The 19,662-nt window shown below is 69.0% G+C and carries 22 protein-coding genes and 1 pseudogene; 8 read left to right on the forward strand and 15 right to left on the reverse strand.

The features are described 5' to 3' along the window. Positions 1-476: 476 nt before the first annotated feature. Positions 477-872 (reverse strand): GNAT family N-acetyltransferase, encoded by a 396-nt coding sequence (locus ACFWRT_RS27150; protein ID WP_380952848.1) that lies wholly within the window; start codon positions 870-872, stop codon positions 477-479. Positions 873-1,110: 238 nt separating this feature from the next. Between ACFWRT_RS27150 and ACFWRT_RS27155 the strand changes: the two genes are divergently transcribed. Then, positions 1,111-1,308: a hypothetical protein gene (locus ACFWRT_RS27155; protein ID WP_380952850.1), complete on the forward strand. Its 198-nt coding sequence runs from the start codon at positions 1,111-1,113 to the stop codon at positions 1,306-1,308. Positions 1,309-1,651: 343 nt separating this feature from the next. On the opposite strand, the gene ACFWRT_RS27160 is transcribed toward ACFWRT_RS27155, so the two are convergent. The 3 genes from ACFWRT_RS27160 to ACFWRT_RS27170 form a co-directional block, all read right to left on the reverse strand. Next, a complete protein-coding gene (locus tag ACFWRT_RS27160) occupies positions 1,652-2,248 on the reverse strand; it encodes a 4'-phosphopantetheinyl transferase family protein (protein ID WP_380952852.1) in 597 nt (198 codons plus the stop codon). Positions 2,249-2,321: 73 nt separating this feature from the next. Beyond that, complete coding sequence (locus tag ACFWRT_RS27165) at positions 2,322-2,573, reverse strand: acyl carrier protein (protein WP_380952854.1); 252 nt, start codon at positions 2,571-2,573, stop codon at positions 2,322-2,324. Between the two features lie 47 nt (positions 2,574-2,620). Next, entirely contained in the window at positions 2,621-3,478 is an 858-nt protein-coding gene (locus ACFWRT_RS27170) for a class-II aminoacyl-tRNA synthetase family protein (protein WP_380942499.1), read from the reverse strand. A 416-nt stretch (positions 3,479-3,894) separates the two neighbouring features. On the opposite strand from ACFWRT_RS27170, the gene ACFWRT_RS27175 reads away from it, so the two are divergent. The 6 genes from ACFWRT_RS27175 (at position 3,895) to ACFWRT_RS27200 (ending at position 10,614) form a co-directional block, all read left to right on the forward strand. After that, complete coding sequence (locus tag ACFWRT_RS27175; RefSeq protein ID WP_380952855.1) at positions 3,895-5,031, forward strand: phytanoyl-CoA dioxygenase family protein; 1,137 nt, start codon at positions 3,895-3,897, stop codon at positions 5,029-5,031. Beyond that, positions 5,013-6,323, forward strand: coding sequence for a DUF6271 family protein (locus tag ACFWRT_RS27180; RefSeq protein ID WP_380952857.1), 1,311 nt, complete (start codon positions 5,013-5,015; stop codon positions 6,321-6,323). Before ACFWRT_RS27175 ends, ACFWRT_RS27180 begins: the two co-directional genes overlap by 19 nt. Continuing rightward, positions 6,320-8,095 carry a condensation domain-containing protein gene (locus ACFWRT_RS27185; protein ID WP_380952859.1) on the forward strand — a complete coding sequence of 592 codons (1,776 nt, stop codon included), beginning with the start codon at positions 6,320-6,322 and terminating at the stop codon, positions 8,093-8,095. Before ACFWRT_RS27180 ends, ACFWRT_RS27185 begins: the two co-directional genes overlap by 4 nt. Further along, positions 8,085-9,371, forward strand: coding sequence for an MFS transporter (locus tag ACFWRT_RS27190; protein WP_380952861.1), 1,287 nt, complete (start codon positions 8,085-8,087; stop codon positions 9,369-9,371). Before ACFWRT_RS27185 ends, ACFWRT_RS27190 begins: the two co-directional genes overlap by 11 nt. A 197-nt stretch (positions 9,372-9,568) precedes the next feature. Continuing rightward, complete coding sequence (locus ACFWRT_RS27195; RefSeq protein WP_380952862.1) at positions 9,569-10,144, forward strand: P-loop nucleotide/nucleoside kinase family protein; 576 nt, start codon at positions 9,569-9,571, stop codon at positions 10,142-10,144. A 233-nt stretch (positions 10,145-10,377) separates the two neighbouring features. After that, entirely contained in the window at positions 10,378-10,614 is a 237-nt protein-coding gene (locus ACFWRT_RS27200; RefSeq protein WP_380952863.1) for an IS3 family transposase, read from the forward strand. Here the strand turns inward: ACFWRT_RS27200 and ACFWRT_RS27205 are convergent. The 9 genes and pseudogenes from ACFWRT_RS27205 to ACFWRT_RS27245 all read right to left on the reverse strand — a co-directional run bounded on the left by ACFWRT_RS27205 (position 10,598) and on the right by ACFWRT_RS27245 (position 17,177). Beyond that, complete coding sequence (locus ACFWRT_RS27205; protein WP_380952941.1) at positions 10,598-10,816, reverse strand: hypothetical protein; 219 nt, start codon at positions 10,814-10,816, stop codon at positions 10,598-10,600. The two genes, ACFWRT_RS27200 and ACFWRT_RS27205, sit on opposite strands and share 17 nt — an antisense overlap. Before the next feature lie 175 nt (positions 10,817-10,991). Further along, positions 10,992-11,117 (reverse strand): annotated as a pseudogene (locus ACFWRT_RS27210) (ImmA/IrrE family metallo-endopeptidase); the annotation flags it as partial. A gap of 647 nt (positions 11,118-11,764) precedes the next feature. Beyond that, positions 11,765-12,631 carry an amino acid ABC transporter permease gene (locus ACFWRT_RS27215; protein ID WP_380952864.1) on the reverse strand — a complete coding sequence of 289 codons (867 nt, stop codon included), beginning with the start codon at positions 12,629-12,631 and terminating at the stop codon, positions 11,765-11,767. Beyond that, positions 12,628-13,272 carry an amino acid ABC transporter permease gene (locus tag ACFWRT_RS27220; protein WP_380952865.1) on the reverse strand — a complete coding sequence of 215 codons (645 nt, stop codon included), beginning with the start codon at positions 13,270-13,272 and terminating at the stop codon, positions 12,628-12,630. Before ACFWRT_RS27220 ends, ACFWRT_RS27215 begins: the two co-directional genes overlap by 4 nt. A gap of 16 nt (positions 13,273-13,288) precedes the next feature. Next, complete coding sequence (locus ACFWRT_RS27225) at positions 13,289-14,218, reverse strand: glutamate ABC transporter substrate-binding protein (RefSeq protein WP_380952866.1); 930 nt, start codon at positions 14,216-14,218, stop codon at positions 13,289-13,291. 31 nt (positions 14,219-14,249) lie between these two features. Beyond that, the gene (locus ACFWRT_RS27230; protein ID WP_380952867.1) at positions 14,250-14,993 is read right to left on the reverse strand and encodes an amino acid ABC transporter ATP-binding protein; all 744 of its coding nucleotides are present in this window, start codon (positions 14,991-14,993) and stop codon (positions 14,250-14,252) included. A 151-nt stretch (positions 14,994-15,144) separates the two neighbouring features. Beyond that, positions 15,145-15,585: a DUF6278 family protein gene (locus ACFWRT_RS27235; protein ID WP_380952868.1), complete on the reverse strand. Its 441-nt coding sequence runs from the start codon at positions 15,583-15,585 to the stop codon at positions 15,145-15,147. A 148-nt stretch (positions 15,586-15,733) separates the two neighbouring features. After that, entirely contained in the window at positions 15,734-16,489 is a 756-nt protein-coding gene (locus ACFWRT_RS27240) for a hypothetical protein (RefSeq protein ID WP_380952869.1), read from the reverse strand. 352 nt (positions 16,490-16,841) lie between these two features. Then, positions 16,842-17,177 (reverse strand): hypothetical protein, encoded by a 336-nt coding sequence (locus ACFWRT_RS27245; RefSeq protein ID WP_380952870.1) that lies wholly within the window; start codon positions 17,175-17,177, stop codon positions 16,842-16,844. 43 nt (positions 17,178-17,220) lie between these two features. On the opposite strand from ACFWRT_RS27245, the gene ACFWRT_RS27250 reads away from it, so the two are divergent. Next, positions 17,221-18,000: an SDR family NAD(P)-dependent oxidoreductase gene (locus tag ACFWRT_RS27250; protein ID WP_380952871.1), complete on the forward strand. Its 780-nt coding sequence runs from the start codon at positions 17,221-17,223 to the stop codon at positions 17,998-18,000. Positions 18,001-18,038: 38 nt separating this feature from the next. Here ACFWRT_RS27250 and ACFWRT_RS27255 read toward each other — a convergent pair whose 3' ends face one another. Together ACFWRT_RS27255 and ACFWRT_RS27260 are read right to left on the reverse strand one after the other, a co-directional pair. Further along, complete coding sequence (locus tag ACFWRT_RS27255; protein WP_380952872.1) at positions 18,039-18,782, reverse strand: Clp protease N-terminal domain-containing protein; 744 nt, start codon at positions 18,780-18,782, stop codon at positions 18,039-18,041. A gap of 89 nt (positions 18,783-18,871) precedes the next feature. Next, positions 18,872-19,651, reverse strand: coding sequence for an exodeoxyribonuclease III (locus ACFWRT_RS27260; RefSeq protein WP_380952873.1), 780 nt, complete (start codon positions 19,649-19,651; stop codon positions 18,872-18,874). Between the last annotated feature and the right edge of the window lie 11 nt (positions 19,652-19,662).

A 19,662-nucleotide genomic window follows, 5' to 3' on the forward strand; every position in this document is an offset into this window, starting at 1 on the left:
CCCGGGGCGCACGGCTTGCCCGTTCGGACACGATCAACCGCATCGTCCGCACCGTGGTGGCCACCCACGATGACCTGGCTGCGTACGCCGACGTGCTGAGCGCCGACTTCGTGGCCGCGACCCCTCCCTCCGGACAGCGCCTCAAGGACATCAGCGAGAACGCACCGTAGACGGCACCAGCGGCTCAGGCCCGTAACAGTGAACGAGTTCCGCAAGGACGACAAGATCCGCGCCCCCGGACTTCGTCGATGCCGTCAAGGGGGCGGCAGCGCAGTTGGGGCGGAAAACGCCGACGTGTCCCGCCCCGAGCTCACCCCGGGGCCCCTTCATCGTCCGCGGACCGGAGGCCGGCGACCGGGAGACCGGACCCATGCCCCCGCACCGGCTGCCCCCACAACATCATGCTTCCCGCCGCCGGGCACGAGGACGAACCGACATGGGGTCAGACCCTCGCCTGGCTCTCCGTTCAGCTCAGCTCAGCGGCGCCGGATACTGCGGTGGTAGGCACGTCGGGCCAGGAAATTCGGTAGTACTTGAGCCGGTCGTCCTGCGCGACCAGGCGCATTGCCCACGGCATTCATCACGCGCTGGGACGCGGCGTTCTGGTGATCCGTATCGCCCTCCACACCTGTCACACCGTTGTCGCGGGCGAACCCCAGCAGTGCCCGGAGCGCTTCGGTGGCGTATCCCCCGCCCTGCGCCGAGGGGACCAGGCTGTAGCCGATCGTGACGATTCCCCTGTCGTCGGCAAGGCCGTGGAAGGCCACACCGCCAACGGCGAGCCCGTCCTGCCGGCGCCGGATCTCGCACGGGCCGAAGGGCTGTGGGTCACCCGTGCTCGCACAAGTACGCAGGAACCGCCTGGCGCCCACAACATCACCTTCGTCCAGGTATCCGGGTGCCCACGACTCACCGTGGGTCCCTTCGCTCGCCGCGCCCACCACCAGTTGTCGCGCTTCGGCGACGGTCAGGGGACACCGTCGTGCCCGGGCGCTCACCGGGAGGCGCCGAGGCCTACCAACTCGCAGCTCATTATCTGCCATTGGTTGGTGCTCCGACCATCGAAGACATCGGCGCCAAGGTCGATGATGACCTGTCATTCGGCCTGTCTTGGCCGCATCGATCCCCGACCCGAGTTCGGCTTCTGGAGGTCTCGGGGCGATAGCGAACTACCTCACCGACGCCTTCCAGCACGCCACCGCCCACGTGGTGGAGTTCCCCAACCCGCTGCGCGGCGGCACCTCGACCAACACCATCTACGTGGCCATAGCGGGTAACGCAGGCAGCACACCGGAACTGAAAGTCTGACCACTCTGCCTGGATGCGGAGGTCGACGCACACCGCAACGCTCCAGACTGCACTCTCCCGCCCCCTGCCCCGGTGCGCGCCTCGCCGGCGGAGACCCCACGGGATCTGCGGAATAGGGGCCGCGATTCGGTCTACGGCAGACACACGGGGCCTGGCTCCCTGCGCCGGTCACGTCCGGCGCCGCGCGCTGTCGTCCCGGCCGGTCTCCGGTGGAACCGACCGTCAGTCGCGATGACGGTGCCCGGTGTCGGCAGTGACCCGCACACGCAAATGGTGTCGTCTCCTATGAGCGCGGCCGGTCAGGCATTTACGTAGGTCTCGGCCGCATTGTGGGGATGAGGCTTCACAACCCAGGCGCCGTCCGCGTTCGCCACGCAGGGCCGCCCGCCAGGGCCACCACGGCTGCACGGCGGTGGTCCGTCCACCCGACCAGCCGGGCGTCGTCCCGCCCGGCCTTGAACAGCGCCTCCCGTCGCACCCACAACCGCAGCAGCGCGGGGCCGGGTTCCGGTTCGGCACCAGCGGCGTCCACCTCGGCCTCAGGCAGCAGCCGACGCAGTACGGTCAAGGGTCCCGGCTGACGTTCGAGGGGCTCCACGTCGATGCCGACCGGGCCCGGCCCTACCGCCGCGGCGGCAAGGCCGTCGGCGTGACTGAAGCTGACGCCCAGCCTTGGATGACCTGGCAGATACGGGCGGCCGTGCCCGTCCCGCCCGCATCCAGGGCAGCGCTGGGCCGGATACACCTCCCGCGGCGGCCGGCCGATGACCCGGGCGGCGCACAGCCGCAATAGAAGCCGGGCCGCCACCACGTCGTCGCGCCGGCCCGGCACCCGGATGCGCGCGAGCCGCCGCCGCTCCCACGGGGCGAGCATGCCCTCGTCCAGGTCCGGGTGCGCCAGCACCTCGGCGGTGGTGGCGACCAGCACGGAGGCGGCCACGCCCTTCTCGTGAGACGGCGGGAGACCGGGCTGCGAAAGATACGGCGGCGGGTGACGGGTCACCGGCCCGTGCTCAGCCGCCCGGCGCGTTCGCGAGATCGGCGGAGCCGAGGAAGCGCTCCTTGACGCGGGCGAGGGTGCGGAAGTCGTCGATGGTGACTTCCTGCAGATCGATGCCGTCACCCGAGACTTCCTCCAGAAGATCGATGAACTCCAGGAAGTCCATCGAGTCGATGAGGCGGGCCTCGATGAGATCCTCCTCGACGCCGATCGGGCCGTCGAGGCCGGGATTCTTCTCGTTGAGCCACGCTACGACACGTTGCATGGGGAAAACGCTCCTCTAACTTTTCCGATGACTGCCAGGAGTCGAGGTCAGGAACCGGCGGCGCGGAGCCGCTCCAGGGCCTGCTCGGCGGTGCCGTGGGCCAGGATCATCGCGTGCACCCAGCGCTCCATGCCGAAGGCGACGCAGGAGCTGTACGCGGGCCCGTGAGAGCCCGCCCGGATGCCGAGCCGCTCGCCGAAGAAGTTGCGGTGCCGGTTGACGGAGGCGATGGCCGTGCCGTCGGGGGCGCTGTACTCGAACTTCACCGGGTCCAGCGCCATGAGACGGGCCCGCGATCCCCCGTTGTCGTAGAACGGGTCGTCGGCCGCCGCCCGAGTCAGGGTGAGACCGAGCCGCCCGGCCACCTCTTGGACGAACTCCCCCCCACGTTCCTGGTGTTCGCTCGCTCCATCCTTGGTGCCGAGGTAGATCACCTCCCGCATGTGGAACCCCCACAGACGGCGAAGACCTTCGTAGTGGGTCTCGTTGCGGAAGCAGCGGCCGACCGCCGAGAGCCTGAGCCCTCTTTCGCCTACGTCCTCGCCCTCCAGGGAGAGCAGCAGCCCGTAACAGGTCGCGGACGGCAGCACATGGCCGGTCGGCTGCAGCGGGAGCTTCTGGGGCGAGCCGCCGGAGGCCAGGCCGTCGAGCGCCTCGGAGCCGAACCGCCCGACGGATACGCCGAGATGAGGAAAGTTGCGGAAGAAGTCGAGCCGCGCGAGTCCTTCGACGGACAGCAGGGGCGGCCCCACGACCTCCGGGGCGGCGAGCCGCGTGGCCAGGCCGGTCAGCAGCTCGTCCAGGCCCCGCAGCAGGGCGGTGCGGACCGGGTCCAGCGTGATCAGCCCGGCACCGGGACTCTTCAGCTCGATACCCGGCAGGGCCGTGATGCTGGATGTGTTCATGAAACCGCGTCTTTCTCGGTGTGGGCCGGCAATCGGGACACCCACCGGGTGTACGGACCACATCGCCGTGGCGGCGGTCCTGAACAGGGCCGTCAGCGGCCGGAACGCAGGCAGGAAGCCGGGTTGACAGCCCGTCACGAATTCCGACCGCGCTCTTGGACAGTAGGCCCGTTGCTCAGGTGTTGTCTAGACCAGAGAAACCGAACGGCAGGTATCAGTTCCGTGGCCGCCTGGCACAGGTAGGTATGCCATATCCCCATATGAGTAGCGCACTTGACAGCCCAGGCGGTCTGGACCAATCCTGCTGACCGACGTGGTCACGGCTCTTCCCACCACGGCACTGCCATCCGTCCCGCCGTGCGGCGACCCCGCTCCCCCGGGGTCGCCGCACGGCCGGCCGAGGAGAAGGACCTGCCATGAACCTCATGACGACACCCACCCCTCGCCGTCGGTCCCGCCTGCACCGCGCGGCGTCGGACCTCCCGTACTTCAGCGCGGACGGCGAGGCCTATCTCGCGCAGACCGCCCTGCGGGAGCTCGACAAGTCGCGCCCGCTGCGGGTGCTGTCCGAGGAGGACTTCGCCCACTGGCAGACCTACGGCTACGTCATCGTCCGGGAAGCGGTCCCGGCCCCGGTGGCGCGCCAGCTGCTCGACTTCACCTGGGACTTCCAGGGTCTCGACCCCGAACGGCCGGAAAGCTGGTACGAGGACCGACCGCTGCGCTCCGAGCTGGACCAGCAACTGCACATCTACGGTTTCGTGGAGGCATACCACCACCAACTCCTCTGGGACAACAGGCAGTCGCAGCGGGTCTACGACGCGTTCGTCGACGTCTGGGACTGCGAGGAGCTGTGGGTCACCCTGGACCGGCTCAACCTCAACCCGCCCAACCGGGGCAACCGTGACCGCGCCCTGATCGAGCCGACGGACCGGGGCTTCGACATCGAGCTCCACTGGGACATCGACACCACGCTCGCCGTCCCGCCGCAGCGGGTGCAGGGCATCATCGCGCTCAACGACACCCGGCCGGAGACGGGCGGTTTCCAGTGCTGCCCGGAGCTCTTCCGGCAGTTCGACGCCTGGAAGGTCGGCCAGCCCGGGGACCGGGATCCCCTGCGCCCCACCATCGACCGGGACGAGCTCCCGGTCGTACGACCGGATCTGCGCCCCGGCGACCTGCTCATCTGGAACGGTCTGCTGGCCCACGGCGTGGCGCGCAACCTTTCCCAGAGTGGAGTGCGGGCCGTGCAGTACCTGTCGATGATGCCCGCGCTGGAGGAGCACGAGCGGCTGCGCAAGTCCCGGGTGGAGTCCTGGCGTCATCTGCGCACCCCGCGCTGGAACCGCACCCTGGTCGGCGACCCGGTGCTGCCCGAGTCCAAGCGCTACCCCACGGCCGAACTGAACCCGCTGGGCGCCCGGCTGCTGGGGCTCGCCTCGTGGCAGGACCCGGTTGAGGACACCGCACCCGCCGCACAGGGCACCGGGGACACCGGGGTCACCGCACCCGCCGCACAGAGCGGGGAGCTTTCGTGCGACGCGTCTGTCTGACCCTGCCCACCCATCGGGCCTGCGTCGGCACCATCGCGGCGGTCGGCGAGGAAGCCGCTTACGGGGCAGAGAAGTTCGGCGTCGAGGTGCATCTGCTGGTGCTGGACTCCTCCCCCGCGCCGGTCCTCGCCGAGCACCGGGAGGCGGTGGCCGCGCTGCCCCCGTCCCCCGGTGTGACCGTCCACCATTTCGACGAGGACGCGCAGCGCGCCTTCCTGCGCGAGGTGATCGGTCGGTCCGGGGCGGCCCGGCCCGACCGGCTGCTGGACCTCATGCTGCCGAGCCGCGTCTCCTACGGGGCGTGCACCAACCGGGCCTTTCTCATCGCCCAGGCCCTCGGCTGCACGTCCGTCCACCGCCGGGACTCCGACAGCCGCTACCAGCAATTCGACGGCGAACCGGTCTTCCCTCTCCATCAGGAGCTCACCTACCTGGGTCAACAGGCATACGAGGTGCGGGAATCGGCGAACCGGAGCAAGCTTCCGCCGGGGTCCGAGGGCCGCCGGGTGGCGTTGGCGGGCGGCTCCTTCGTGGGCGAGATGTCGGTGGACGTCGCCGAGATCAGCGAGCTCGACCCGGACACGTACCGCGAACTGGTCGGCCTGTCGATACCGGAGGGAATGCCGGAGATCTGGCGGGAACATCTGATCAACGCGTCCTTCCGGGGCGCCGGGAAGACGTCGTTCGACGGCGACCGGACCATGCTGGCCCCCATCAGCCCGATGCGCGTGGACATGTGCAACATCGGTATCGACCACGAGGTCTACCGCAGGGTTCCGCTGCCGCCCGCCACGGACACCATCGGCAGCGACTACTTCCTGCTCCATCTCGCCCACAACGCACAACTGCCCGGCCTCCAGCACAACCGGCACATCGTCAACTTCCATACGGAGGAGCGGCGTACGGAGGCCGGTTTCCTCGCCTACCAGCTGCGGTTCGCGAAGTTCCTGCTGGCGATGGCGTATCTCAACGCCGTGCACGCGAGGACGTCGGCGGCCGCAGACGCGCTGCTCGACGCCGAGGGCCATGTCCGGGCATCCGTGGTCGCCGGTTTCGTCCGGGACAGCGTCGGTCTCGACCGTGCGGAGGTCGTCCACCGCCTCGACAGCGTCGAACGCGCCTACCGTCGGCTCGGCGGACGCCACACCACGGTCGCGGACGCACTCACGGAGAACCGCTCCCGCCTTCTGGACGAGGCCCGGGGCGACATGGCCGACTTCGCTCTCCTGATGGACCACTGGGAGGCGCTGGCCCGCGCGAGCGCCGAAGCGGGCCTGGTCGTGAACCGATGAACACCTCTGTCGGCAAGGACACCATGCATCTGAACCCCCCGCCTACCCCACACGCTCCGCGTACCGTCTCCGTCACCTACGCGGGTGGAGACGAGCGCCGCGGCCCCCTCACCATGGGCCAGGCCAATATGATCCGCTGCATTCTGCGGGACGACCCCGAGCACATCAACAACCACGATGTGTGGGCGATCCCCGCGGGCACCGCAGTGGACGCCGCGATCGACGCCCTGCGCATCCTGGCCCTGCGCCACGAAGGGCTGCGCACCACGTTCCCGCACGGCCCGGGAACCGCGCCCGTGGAGCAGGTGGTGGCGGCCGAGGGCACGTTCACGGTGACCGTCGTCGACCACACGGAGTTCCCCGAGGAGCCCGCCCGGTACGCCGAGTCGGTGGCGCGGGCGGCCCGCGCCGGCCGCTTCGCGCTGGACCGGGAATTCCCCCTGCGGATCTCGCTGCTCACCCTCGGGGGCGTACCCGTGCACGCCGCCCTGGCATCCAGTCACGCGGTAACGGACGCCAGCGCGCTGGCCGTGCTGCGGGAGGAGTTCCTCGCTCTGCTGGCAGGGGAGGAACTCCCCTCCCCTGCCTCCTTCGCCCCGCTCGACCTGGCCGCCCAGGAAGCCTCCCCCACCGGGAAGCAAAAGTCGGAGGCATCGCTGCGGTACTGGGAGAGGATCATCCGCACCGAGCCGCAGGAGATGTTCGCCGAGCCGCGGGCCGCGGGCGCAGACGGCCGGGCCCGGCAGCTCACGCTCCGGTCCGAGCGCGGCGCGCGGGCGCTCGCCGCAGCGGCGCAACGCATCGGGAACCCCGAATCCACGGTGCTGCTGGCGGCCTGGTGCGCATTGGTGGCCCACCGGTCGGGCCAGGACTCCTGCGTCACCGCCGTCCCGACCTCCAACCGGTTCCACCCCACAATCGCCCGCTCCGTGAACACCCTGTCCCAGGACGCCCTGCTCTGCCTGGACATCCGGGTTCCGTCCTTCGACACCCTGGTCCGCAAGACCTGGGGCGCCGCGCTCAACGCTTACCGGCACAGTCAGTTCGACTCCGTAAGACTGTGGGAGATGATCGACCGGGTCACCGGGGAACGGGGCAGCCACTTCGCGCGGGACGTGGTGTTCAACGACGTCAGCGTGCTTCCTGCCACCCTCCTGTCGACCTCACCGCAGGAGGACCGAGCGGCCGAACCCAGCCTGACCTGGGGGTCGTTCCAAGCGCTGCCAACACGCATGCTGGCTTTCACCTACGAAACGGCGCCCCAGCTCCACATCTCCCTGTGGGCCGATCCCGCGCTGTTCACCCCGGACGAGGCGGAGGGCTTCCTGACCGGCCTGGTACGGCTGCTGGAGGCTGCCGCCACCCGGGACGTACCGCTGGACTCGCTCACCGGGGTGACGGGCGTCCGGCCGGCCGTGCGCGGTCCCGACTGGACGCGCGTGAAGGGCTGTTGGGTCTCACCGTCCGCCGTACGGGACGCGCTGGGAGCGGCGGTGGGGGGCCTGCCGGTGCACATCGCAACGGACGCGGAGGGCTCCGACCTGGTCGCATACATCGCGCGCGGCAGTGACACGGCTCCGACCCCGACCGGGGTCCACAAGGCGCTGATGGCCGAGCTCCCCGCCCATGGCGGTACGGGGGTCATAGCCCCGGCCCGCTACGTGCTCGTCGAAAGCCCGCCTGCCGAGCGGGACCGGAGCGACGCCTGGCGTCGGCTGCACATCATCGAGGAAGGGACCGGCAGGAGCCGGCAGGTACGACATGAGCATTGACGAAACGAACCTCCCGCAGAAGCAGCACGAGGGGCCGCTGCCCAGCCCTTGGCGGTCGAACCGGTTCCGGCTCTTCTTCACAGCCCGCAGCGCCTCACTGCTGGCCGACGGCATGCTGATGGTGTCCCTCACCACGGCCGTGCTGGGCGCGGGCCACGGTGCGAGCGGCGTCGGTTACGCGCTGGCCGCGTGGATGACCCCGATCGTCCTGCTGGTGCTCTTCGGCGGAGTGCTGGCCGACCGGTTCACCCCCCAGTTGATGATGATCTGCGCCGACCTGGTGCGGATGCTGGCCATGATCACGCTCGGCGCGCTGCTCTTCTTCTCGGACAGCGTCCCGCTGTGGCAGATCATGGGGCTGATGGCACTCAGCGGTGCCGCGACGGCGATGTTCCAGCCCGGTATGGCGAGCATGGTCCCCCGGGTCGCCGAGGACATCCAGAAAGCCAACGCGCTGCTGCGGATCTCCGAGGCTCTGAGCACCCTGCTGGGCCCCGGTCTGGCGGGCATCCTGGTCGCCTACTGGCAGGTATCGGGCTCGTACCTGGTTATCGCGGCGGCGTACGCGCTGAGCGCCCTGGTGCTGCTGCCGCTACGGAAGCTGCACACGGAACGCGACGAGGGCGACGACCCGCTGTGGCGCAGGCTGGCGACCGGTTGGCAGGAGTTCCGGTCCCGCCAGTGGCTGTGGGGCGTGATCGCGGTCTGGTCGGTCTACGGCCTGTTCGTGTTCGGCCCCGCGCTGCCGCTGGGCGCGGCGCTGATGATCGAGCAGCACGGGGCGAGCGGCTACGGCTGGATCGCCTCGGCGGACGGCGCCGGCACGATCATCGGCGGCCTGATCGGCATGCGGGTCCGCCCGCGCCGCCCCCTGGTGGCCGGCGCCCTGGCGATGCTCTGCTTCGCGCTCAACCCCCTGGCCCCGGCCCTGGAATGGTCGTTCGCGGCGACGGCCGTGGCCCACGTCGTCGCAGGCTACGGCTTCGCGTTCTGGGGCGTGATGTGGGCGACGAGCGTCCAGTCTCACATCCCGCTGACGGTCCTGAGCCGCGTCTCCGCGTACGACGTCGCGGGCTCCATCATGGTCATCCCACTGGGTCGCGCGCTGGCGGGCCCGGCGGCGGACGCGTTCGGCGCGAACGAGGTGCTGATCTTCTCGTCGGTCATGTCGTTCGTGCTGCTGGCCGCGATGCTCGCCATCCCGGCGATCCGCGCGCTGCGGCGGGCGCCGGAGGGGATCACGCTGAAGTCCAGGGGCGAACAGCCCGCCGTGTGACCCCTCCGGTGCTCGAGCGCGTTCGGGGCGGAGGAAGAAGGGCGGGAGCGGAGGCGGCGGGACGCTGGTGGCGCGCACCCAGTAGCCGGTAAGCGCCCCGGCGGCGAAGCTTCCGGCCCGGGTCTCGCGCCTGGATCCGTTCGTCGAAGAACTTATCGGTGGATCCTCCATCGAGCAGACGGAGTAAGGTTGGGCCGATGTCGCACAATGGCGGATTCGTGAAACTGCCCACGCTGGCCGTTGTCAGCGGGCCGCCCGGTACCGGCAAGACAACGCTGGCCCAGAAGATCGCACAAGAGCTGGGATGCCCCGCGATCATTCGCGACGAGATCAAGCAGGGCATGGTTCTGACCACACCTCACTACCGCAGTGGTGGTGTCGACCCCCTCAATTATCGGACACTCGACGTCTTCTTCGAAGTGATGGCGACCCTCCTGAGAGCAAGGGTGACGGTGGTGGCCGAGGCGGCGTTCCAAGACGACTTGTGGAGGAGTGGTCTCGAACCTCTTTCCGAGATCGCCCGGATTCGCATCGTGCGCTGCACTACGTCATCAACCCTTGCCCAGGAGAGGATCGTTGAGCGCGCCAAGAACTCTGCTCATCGGTCCGCCCACGCGGACCAGGAGTTCCTTGATGCCATTTCCGATGGAAAGTTCTCCTATGACCGGTTCAAGCCCATCTCCCTTAGTGTGCCGACGCTGACGGTGGACACCTCGAACGGTTACCGGCCGAGCGTGCAGCACATCGGGGATTTCCTCAAGTACTCTGATTAGCTCTTGGTCGAATGCTCATCATCCGTTCTCGGTACATGCGAATGTGTGGACGAGGCACTTGTCTCCGTAGCGGCGTGACGGCAGAGGCATCACCACGGTGGCAATCGCAGCAGCCGCAGGGCAATTGGATGAGTTCGGTGGAGCGCGGTTGCATCATGCACACGGATCGCGGCAGCGAGTAGACCAGTGACGAATTGCGCGCCAGAACAGGCAAGTTGCACATGAGGCAGTCCATGGGACGGGTCGGCTCTTGTTACGATAATGCCGCCGCGGAAAGCTGGTTCGCCCTCCTGAAAGCGGAAGTCGGGACGACCTTCTGGGAGACCCGTGAGGCTGCCCGGGCCGACGTTTTCCGGTATGTCGAGGTCGAATACAACCGCAGCCGACTCCGCCGGCACCCCGACTACGGATACGTCACCCCGCTCGAAACGAGATCCCTGCTCAGGCAGAACCTCACCCCGGCAGCGTAAACAACCGCTGTCCAGTCCACGGCAGGAACTTCAGGACCCGCGTGAGAGTGGGTGCGGTTTTCTGTCCACCGCCGACGACGGTTGTGAGCGTGAGGCCGAACAGAAGCCTGTTCATCTCCTCGCTCGTCAGCCCCAGTTCCGCGGCTACGACAGAAGGCTTCACACCCTTTGTGCGCAGCGCCGCGAAAACCTTGGTCAGCACTTTCGATGTTTCCCGCTCCCGCATGCCCTCGGGTTCGGCGGAACGGCATCCCAACCGGCCCAATTCCGCGCAAGTCGACCTGCATTGCCAGTCCGTGAGCAAGCCCCAAATCGCGCAGGCGGTACGTCAGGGCCATGGCGGAGACCTTCCAGATTCGCTTGCCGCGGATGATCTGGTCGACGTGCGTACCCGACGGGATGCGGCCCAGGACGCTTGCCTTGGGCATGAGGAACGCGGACGCGAAGGCATTCGCTCGGCGCTCAGCTTCGGGACCCGAGCAGGCGTGCTCGCTGCCATGCATGACCAGGTTCCCGAGTTCGTGAGCGGCGTCGACGCGGCCTCATACGGCCGATTTCAGGGTGTTGAGGAGCACGAAGGGGGCGCCGTCACGCCAGACGGCGAACGCGTCGACCTCGGCGTGAGCGAGGTCAAGGGAGAACACTTCCGCGAACCTGTGCCCTCCCCCGCCGCGGCGGCACAGCGATTCACATGTGCCGAGATGCATCACGCGGCGTGAGAATGCTCATGAGCTGAGACGCCATCACACCCGGAGAATGTGTGGCCGGGGCTCATGGGACCCGGGACAGGGGAAGCGAGAGTACCCGCCAGCCGAGGAGGCGCCGCTCACCTGCCGCAGGCCGGGCACCCGGGGACAACCCGCCAAGCCCTCTCCGCCGCGCAGGCACGTAGGTCGATCGGCCGGCTGCGGACCGGCGGGGACGTCTCCGACCCCGCCGGTCCGCCCCTTGCCGCCATGGGAGACGGATGGGAAAAAAATGGGAAAACGATCTTGCCCACCGAGGCTAACGAGAGCTAAGTCAGGCCAACTCAGGCCAACCCGACCGGCGCGCAGCTGACCTTCTCCTCGCCCTCCACGGACCCGAGTCATCTCTCGGTCCCGCTGCGCGAGAAGTGATCACCGACTGCTGCCGGGCAGGTGGGACCCGGCTACTGCCCTCCCGGCAGCAGCTTCCCCGGCTCGGCCGGGGCCACCCCCACCGCCTCCGTCCTCGGATTGCGCCGCTGCCGTCGCGCCACCCAGGTGGCGAACCACGACAACAACATGCACAGACCGATGTAGATCGGAGAGATCACCATCACGACAGGGATGAAGGGAAGATCGTAGTCGAGATTCGACGCGATCAGCTTTCCGGCGTGGAGGAATTCCTCGTAGGTGATCAGGTAACCCAGTGAGGTGTCCTTGAGGGCGACCACCAGTTGACTGATGATGGTCGGCAGCATCGCGCGCACGGCCTGGGGGGCCAGGACGAACGTCGTGACCTGGGTCTTGCGCATCCCGAGGGCGTACGCGGCCTCCCGCTGGCCCCGGTCCACGGAGTTGATCCCGGTGCGGAAGACCTCCGCGAGGACCGAGCCGTTGTAGAGGGTCAGCCCGGCGACCAGGGCGGGCAGGGGCTGGACCTTCAGCGCCACGAAGATGAAGAAGATCATCACCAGCACCGGCATGGCCCGGAAGAACTCGACCAGCAGGGTGGCGATCCAGCGCACCGGGCGGTGCACGGAGAGCCGGCCGACCGCGAGGACCGCGCCGAGGGCGAGGGAGAGCACGGCGGCGTACGCGAACGCCTTGAGCGTGTTGCCGAGGCCCCGCAGGAGCAGTTCCTGGATGCCCTTGTACGCGAAGGGGCGCCACTTCTCGGCGGTGAACTGGTCGGTGTCGAAGAGTAGATAGACGATCCAGCCGACGAGGGCGAGGATCACGGCCGTCGAGGCGATTCCGTACAGGAGATGCCGTTTACGGGCCTGCGGCCCCGGGATGTCGTAGAGCGCGGTGGCCGAGGGGACATGGGTCATCGGGCGACTCCCCAGCGCTTCTCCATGACGGTGAAGAGCGCACTGATGGTGAGGGTGATGATCAGGTAGCCGACGGCGATCCAGATGAACGTCCAGATGATGCTGTAGCCCAGCTCGTTGAGCGTCCGGTAGGTGCCGAGGAGTTCGGTGACGCTGAACGCGCCGGCGATTGCGGAGTTCTTGGCCAGCGCGATCAGGGTGGAGCCGACGGGCGGGATCACCGAGCGGAAGGCCTGCGGCAGGACGATGGTGTTCAGGGTCTGGCCGAAGGTCATGCCGAGGCTGCGGGCGGCCTCGCCCTGGCCGGTGGGCACGGTGTTGATGCCGGAGCGCAGCACCTCGCAGATGAACGCGGAGGTGTAGCAGCCGAGCGCCAGGACGGCGAAGAGCTGGAAGGGCAGCACGAGGCCGAAGCGCGGCAGGCCGAGGAGGACCGCGAAGAACAGCAGCGTCAGCGGGGTGTTGCGCAGCACGGTCACCCAGACCGTGCCCAGCACGCGCAGCGAGCCGACGGGGGCGACGCGGAAGGAGGCCATGACGAAGCCGAGGGCGAGGGCGAGGGCCGAGGAGTAGACCGTCAGCTCGACGGTGCCGAGGAAGCCCTTGCCGTAGAGGGAGAAGTTGTCTGTCAGTACGTCCATGGGTGGCGCCGTCCCCTCAGTTCGCCGGGTAGCGGTCGATGGGCGGCGGGGTCGGCGCGGGCACTCCGGAGAGCCCCAGCGTCGCTTCGAACGCCTTCTTCCAGTTGCCGTTCTTCTCGTTCGCCTCCAGCGCGTCGTCGAGGGCGAACCGCAGCGCGTTGTCGGAGCGCTGCACCCCGATGCCGTACGGCTCCTCGGAGAAGGACTTGCCGACGACCTTCATCTCGTCGGGCGCCTTGGCGGCGAAGCCCAGCAGGATGGCGTCGTCGGTGGTGACGGCGTCGACCTGGTAGGTGAGCAGGTTGTCGACGCAGACCGAGTAGGTGTCGTAGGCGACGAGGACGGCCTTCGGGTAGTCCTCGGCGATGCGCTGGTAGGGGGTGGTGCCGGCCGCCGAGCAGACGGTCTTGCCGGCCAGGTCCTGGGGGCCCTTGATGTCGTTCTCGTCGGTGCGCACCAGGAGTCCCTGGCCCGCCATGTAGTAGGGACCGGCGAACCCGACGAGCTTCTTGCGCATGTCGTTGATCGTGTAGGTGCCGACGTAGTAGTCGATCTGGCCGTTCTGGAGGGCGGTCTCGCGGTTGGCGGAGGCGATCGTCCGGAAGCGGATCGTCTTCGGTTCGAAGCCGAGCGAGGCCGCCATCATCCGGGCGATCTCGATGTCGAAGCCGGAGTAGACACCGCTGGCCGGGTCCTTCTCCCCCAGATAGGGCTGGTCCTCCTTGGCGCCGACGATCAGATAGCCACGCCGCTCGGCCTTCCGCCAGGTGGCCGACTCGGGCAGTTCGAAGCCCTGGTCCACCTGGTAGACGGGCAGCGCCTCGGCCTTCGGGCCCTTGACGGGCGGGCTGCCGTCCTTGCCGCAGGCAGCGGCGAGGACGGTGAGCAGGAGACCGAGGGCGAGGGCGGCGGGACGGCGGCGACGGCGGTCACTGCTGGTGGGCAAGCTGTTGGTACGCAACACGATCGGCCCCCCGTCAGTGCTTGAGGATCTTGGACAGGAAGTCCTTGGCACGGTCGCTCTCCGGGGCGGTGAAGAAGTCCTCCGGAGTGCGGTCCTCGACCACGCGGCCGTCGGCCATGAAGACGACGCGGTTGGCGGCGGACCGGGCGAAGCCCATCTCGTGGGTGACCACGACCATGGTCATACCGTCCCGGGCGAGCTGCTGCATGACCTCCAGCACCTCGTTGATCATCTCCGGGTCGAGAGCCGAGGTGGGCTCGTCGAAGAGCAGCGCCTTGGGGTCCATGGCCAGGGCGCGGGCGATCGCCACGCGCTGCTGCTGGCCGCCGGAGAGCTGGGCGGGGAACTTGTCGGCCTGGGAGGCGAGGCCGACGCGCTCCAGCAACTCCCGGGAGCGCCGGTCGGCCTCCTCCTTCTTGCGCTTGCGGACCTTGAGCTGGGCCAAGGACACATTGGCCAGCACGGTCTTGTGGGCGAAGAGGTTGAACGACTGGAAGACCATGCCGACTTCGGCGCGGAGCTGGGCCAGGCCCTTGCCCTCCGCGGGGAGGGGCTTGCCGTCGATCAGGATGGAACCGGACTCGATCGTCTCCAGCCGGTTGACCGCCCGGCAGAGGGTCGATTTCCCGGAGCCGGAGGGGCCGATGACCACCACCACCTCCCCGCGGCCGACGGTGAGATTGATGTCCTGAAGTACGTGCAACTCTCCGAAGTGTTTGTTGACGTCCCTCAGTTCGATCAACGGATCGACGGCCATGCGCTGCCCTACCCACTTGTCGCTGTGTCGAGGTCAGCGCAAACTATGCAGTCCGGAAAGGGACTTCGCACCCGACACGCCCACATGGTACATAAGGCTGCTTATCTCTCTTGGTGATGAGTTCCTGGTGGTGAGCTCTCGGCCATGACGATCAGTTCTCGGCCGACTCCGCGTACACCTGCGAGAGCTCGGGGCTGCCGGTCATGGCCCAGTCCAGCCCGGCGGCGACGACGTCGATCTCCCGCCCGGACTCCAGCCGCACCACGGGCTGCCCGCTCGGCCAGATGTCCCACGCCGACCCCGGGACGGTGCGCACGATGACGGTGCCCAGGTAGAGACCGGCGTCGTTGCCCAGCCAGGGCAGCTCCTCCTGGTCGTCGCGCCAGCGCGGCGGGAGCTGGTCGAGTGCGGACAACGAGGCCGGGGTGTCGTCGAGTTCGAGTCCTTGCTGCCCCGCCCGGGCACGCAGCAGTTCGCATTCGGCGAGCAGCTCGGCCACGCCGTCGGGATCAGCTTCGACGGCGGCCGCGAGCGCGTGCCCCTGCGTACTGCCCTGACGCTTACGCCAGTTGTCCAAGAAAGGGATGTTCATACCACTAGGGTCCCACCCTTGCCAGGTTCCGCACCACAGGGCGCGCGGACCCCCGGCGGAAGCGGGTGCGGGCGCCCGGCCGTCAGCGCCTGCGTCCGGGCCTATCACCGAAGGCACGGTAGCGGCGAGCGGTCCCGAAGCGCGTCGATCAGCCGTGGTCCTCCCCTTGCTCCTGGCAGAACCGGGCCTCACTCACCAGGACGTCCCCGGCTCGGCCGGCCCGTACGAACATGTTGAGACCGTCGACCCCCAGATCGCCGCCACAGCCGATCACCAGGCCCAGGTCTTGCTCTTCGACGTGCTGGGTCAGGGCTGTATCAACGGCCGAAACGGCCCTGCCGATCAGCTGGATGCCCGCGAACTCGATCTGAGGGCCGGTCCGCCCGTGAACGGTGACGGCGCCGAGAGCGGGTGGCCGGCTGAAACCGCCGGCGTAGTGGGCGCTCACGCCCACGTGGTCGAAGCGGTCCTCTTCCAGCGTCCACTGCCCCAGGCCTTCCCACGGCGCTCCGAAGGGAACCGGCCGTGTCGGGTTGTCGGTTGCTCGCTCAAAGCGGCAGCGACCTAAGGTCTCGCGGCCGGGCGCGTCGAAGATTTGGACCTGGTCGGCGTCCTCGTACCGGCGGGCGCGGGAGGCTGCGACGACGAACCCGCCGTCGGGCAGGCGGTCCAGGTGCGGCCAGCGGGCCCGCAGGGCGCTCAGCTCGGTGAGCTCGACGTCGCCGCCCGGATGAACGGAGACGACCAGTGCGTCGAAGGGCAGGACGTCGACGCCGGGCTGCGGAGCGCGGTCGGCAAGCAGCCAGTGGGCGACGCCGAAGACGTCGACGGTACTGGTCAAAACGTGGCGGTCATGGTGCGTTCGGGGGAGGTGGGCGTAGGAAACGAGGGCGGTCTTCTGCACTGGCGGGGCTCTCCTGGGTGTGCGGTCACTGCGTGCGGGCGCTGGGATGAGCGGCGGCCGGCGGTGCGCGTGCGGTGGAGAGCGAAGCGGGGCGCCTAGAAGGCATGACCCTTTCTGGTCGTCATGAGGTGATCATCGTCGACGTCTCCCCGCCGTGACAAACCCTTTCCGGTCCAGCGCTCATGCGGTGTGACGCCAGCCGCTCGGGCTCGACGAGGGCCCTGAGGCAGTGGGGGCGTGTGCGGGGGAACATGTGCGGCAACCGCCACGAGCCCTGCCGGACCGACCCGCCCGGAAGACCGGCGATGTCTGTCAGGCAGGCGGGGCAATACCGGCTGAAGGCCGTGAAGACTCAACCGTCGTTGGCCATGTCGGATCTGGCTTTGGTGTCGTCCCGGGTGAACGGGGTGTGGAGGGGGATGGACGGCGGCCATGTGCGTCTCCGCCTGTTTGTCTCGATGACGGTGACAGCTTGCCGGATCCAGGCGGGCGCATACTGGTTGAGCCGCCGGTTCTGCCAGGCCTTGACGATCCATGTGGCCAGCAGGTGCTCCGTCTCCGACGGAGTCCGGGTCGCGTCGCCCTCCGGGTCGGCGCCGCGGTCGGCGACGTCGATGCCGTGGTAAGCCGCCTGCGCATCCGGCGGCGACGTCCGCGCGTCCTCACCGGATTGCTCGCGGAAGGTCAACGAGCCCGGAACCCGGACCCGGTCCGATCAATAGGGTTGGGGCATGAGTACGCAGACGTATGTTTCGGACCTGTTCTCACTGGCCGGCCGGGTCGCTGTCGTGACCGGGGGCAGTTCCGGGATCGGGCGGGCCGTCACCGGGGCGCTCGCGCGGGCCGGGGCACGGGTGGTCGTGGTGGCGCGTCGGGAGAGTGAACTGAAGGCGGTCGTCGACGAGTTGGAGGCCATCGGGTGCGAGGCCGCCTGGGTGAGCGCCGATCTGGGGACCGGTGAGGGGGTGCGGGCGGCCGCCGATGGGATGGTGGCCGCCTTTGGGGAGCCGGATATTCTTGTCAACTGCGCCGGCGTCAACTTGCGGCCGCCCATGGACGACCTCGGCGAGGACGTCTGGGACACCACCATGGCCGTGAACCTCAAGGCGCCGTTCCTGCTGGGGCAGCGGTTCGGGCCCGGGATGGCCGAGCGGGGGTACGGGCGGATCATCCATGTCAGCTCGCAGCAGGCCCACCGCGCCTTTGTGAGCAGCGGGGCGTACGGGGTGTCCAAGGGCGGCCTGGAGTCGCTCGCCCGGTCCCAGGCCGAGGCGTGGTCCCCGTACGGCGTCACCGTGAACACCCTGGTCCCGGGGTTCGTGCTGACCCCGCTGAACGCGCGCCTCCAGTCGGACCCGGAGAAGGTGGCGTCGCTGGCCGCCCGGACGATGGTCGGCCGCAACGGGCTCGCGGAGGACTTCGCCGGGGCCGCGGTGTTCCTGGCGGGGCGCTCGTCGGCGTACGTCACCGGGCAGTCGTTGTGCGTGGACGGCGGGTTCTCGGTGCACTGAGGCCGCCGTCCACGTGGTGCGGGGGCCGCTCGGGAGCCTCAGGGCTGCTGCCCGAGCGCCCCTGCCACCTCGCCCACCGCCCGCTCCACCGCTGCGGACACGGCCTCCTTGTCCAGGCCGAGGCCGGTCAGCACGCCGGAGCCGTCCTCGAACTCCAGCAGGGCCAGCAGGATGTGCTCGGTGCCCACGTAGTTGTGGCCGAGGCGCAGGGCCTCGCGGAAGGTCAGCGCCAGGACCTTCTTGGCGTCCGCGTCGTACGGGATCAGCTCCGGCGCCTCGTCCACCGGTGCGGGCAGCGCCGCGGTCGCCGCCGCCCGCACCGCGTCCGGCTCCACGCCCTGCCCCGCGAGGACGCGGGCGGCGATGGCCTCGGGCTCGGCCAGCAGGCCGAGGATCAGGTGGGCAGGGACGATCTCGGCGTGCCCGGCGGCCTGGGCCTCGTTGTGGGAGGCGACCACCACATTGCGGGCGCGCGGGGTGAAGCGGTTGAAGCCCTCGTTCGGGTCCAGGTCGGAGGAGCTCTCGCCCTTCTTCGGCACGAAGCGCTTCTGGGCGGCCTGGCGGGTGACCCCCATGCTGCGGCCGATGTCGGTCCAGGAGGCGCCGGAGCGGCGGGCCTGGTCGACGAAGTGGCCGATCAGGTGGTCGGCCACGTCGCCGAGGTGGTCGGCGGCGAGGACGGCGCCGGAGAGCTGTTCCAGGGCGTCGTCGTTGGTCTTCTTGATGGCCTCGATCAGATCGTCGAGGCGCACGGAAGGGGTGACAGGGAGAGGCTGCGTCATGTGACAACCGTAGGTTGACACCGTGAGAGTGTCAACCTTGGGTTGTCAGAGGGTTCGCGGCCTCTCCGCCCGCCCCGGCTCGTATCCGCTCAGAGGTCGAGGTCCACCACCACCGGCGCGTGGTCGGACGCTCCCTTGCCCTTGCGCTCCTCGCGGTCCACATAGCTGTCCTTGACCGCGGCGGTGAACGCGGGGTTGCCGAAGGTCAGGTCGATCCGCATGCCCTTGTTCTTGGGGAAGCGCAGCTCCCGGTAGTCCCAGAAGGTGTACGCGCGGTCGTACTTGAGCGGGCGGGGCAGCACCTCGCCCAGCCCCTCCCCCTCCAGGGCCGCGAGAGCCGCGCGCTCGGCGGGCGTCACATGCGTGGCACCCGCGAAGAGCGCCGGGTCCCAGACGTCCTCGTCGGTCGGGGCCACATTGAAGTCGCCCAGGACCGCGAACGGCACAGACCCCGCCGCGTCGGCCGCCACGGCCTTCCGCAAGGCCTCCAGCCAGGCCAGCTTGTACGTGTAGTGCTCGTGCTCGACCTCTCGGCCGTTGGGAACGTAGACCGACCAGAGGCGCAGCGGGCCGCAGGTCGCGGAGATCGCGCGGGGCTCCTGCACCCCCTCGTACTCCGGGCCGCCCGGCAGCCCGGAGACGACGTCGGTGAGGCCGACCCGGGAGAGCAGCGCGACCCCGTTCCACCGGCCGGTGGCGTTGACCGCGGATTCGTACCCCGCCTCGCGCAGGGCTTCGGCGGGGAACTGCTCGGCCGTGCACTTGGTCTCCTGGATGCACAGCACATCGGTGCCGCTGCTCTCCAGCCAGGCCAGGAGCCTCGGCAGCCGGGCGGTGATCGAATTGACGTTGTAGGTCGCGATGCGCATGGCAGCCAACC

It is taken from the genome of Streptomyces cyaneofuscatus (genome assembly GCF_042718795.1).
Taxonomy (GTDB): domain Bacteria; phylum Actinomycetota; class Actinomycetes; order Streptomycetales; family Streptomycetaceae; genus Streptomyces; species Streptomyces cyaneofuscatus_A.

Excerpts from the sequence above, each read along its gene's own strand:
- ACFWRT_RS27165 (WP_380952854.1), bottom strand. The coding sequence starts at position 2,573 with ATGCAACGTGTCGTAGCGTGGCTCAACGAGAAGAATCCCGGCCTCGAC.
- ACFWRT_RS27170 (WP_380942499.1), bottom strand. The coding sequence starts at position 3,478 with ATGAACACATCCAGCATCACGGCCCTGCCGGGTATCGAGCTGAAGAGT.
- ACFWRT_RS27175 (WP_380952855.1), top strand. The coding sequence starts at position 3,895 with ATGAACCTCATGACGACACCCACCCCTCGCCGTCGGTCCCGCCTGCAC.
- ACFWRT_RS27185 (WP_380952859.1), top strand. The coding sequence starts at position 6,320 with ATGAACACCTCTGTCGGCAAGGACACCATGCATCTGAACCCCCCGCCT.
- ACFWRT_RS27190 (WP_380952861.1), top strand. The coding sequence starts at position 8,085 with ATGAGCATTGACGAAACGAACCTCCCGCAGAAGCAGCACGAGGGGCCG.
- ACFWRT_RS27195 (WP_380952862.1), top strand. The coding sequence starts at position 9,569 with ATGTCGCACAATGGCGGATTCGTGAAACTGCCCACGCTGGCCGTTGTC.
- ACFWRT_RS27200 (WP_380952863.1), top strand. The coding sequence starts at position 10,378 with ATGGGACGGGTCGGCTCTTGTTACGATAATGCCGCCGCGGAAAGCTGG.
- ACFWRT_RS27215 (WP_380952864.1), bottom strand. The coding sequence starts at position 12,631 with ATGACCCATGTCCCCTCGGCCACCGCGCTCTACGACATCCCGGGGCCG.
- ACFWRT_RS27220 (WP_380952865.1), bottom strand. The coding sequence starts at position 13,272 with ATGGACGTACTGACAGACAACTTCTCCCTCTACGGCAAGGGCTTCCTC.
- ACFWRT_RS27230 (WP_380952867.1), bottom strand. The coding sequence starts at position 14,993 with ATGGCCGTCGATCCGTTGATCGAACTGAGGGACGTCAACAAACACTTC.
- ACFWRT_RS27235 (WP_380952868.1), bottom strand. The coding sequence starts at position 15,585 with ATGAACATCCCTTTCTTGGACAACTGGCGTAAGCGTCAGGGCAGTACG.
- ACFWRT_RS27250 (WP_380952871.1), top strand. The coding sequence starts at position 17,221 with ATGAGTACGCAGACGTATGTTTCGGACCTGTTCTCACTGGCCGGCCGG.
- ACFWRT_RS27255 (WP_380952872.1), bottom strand. The coding sequence starts at position 18,782 with ATGACGCAGCCTCTCCCTGTCACCCCTTCCGTGCGCCTCGACGATCTG.
- ACFWRT_RS27260 (WP_380952873.1), bottom strand. The coding sequence starts at position 19,651 with ATGCGCATCGCGACCTACAACGTCAATTCGATCACCGCCCGGCTGCCG.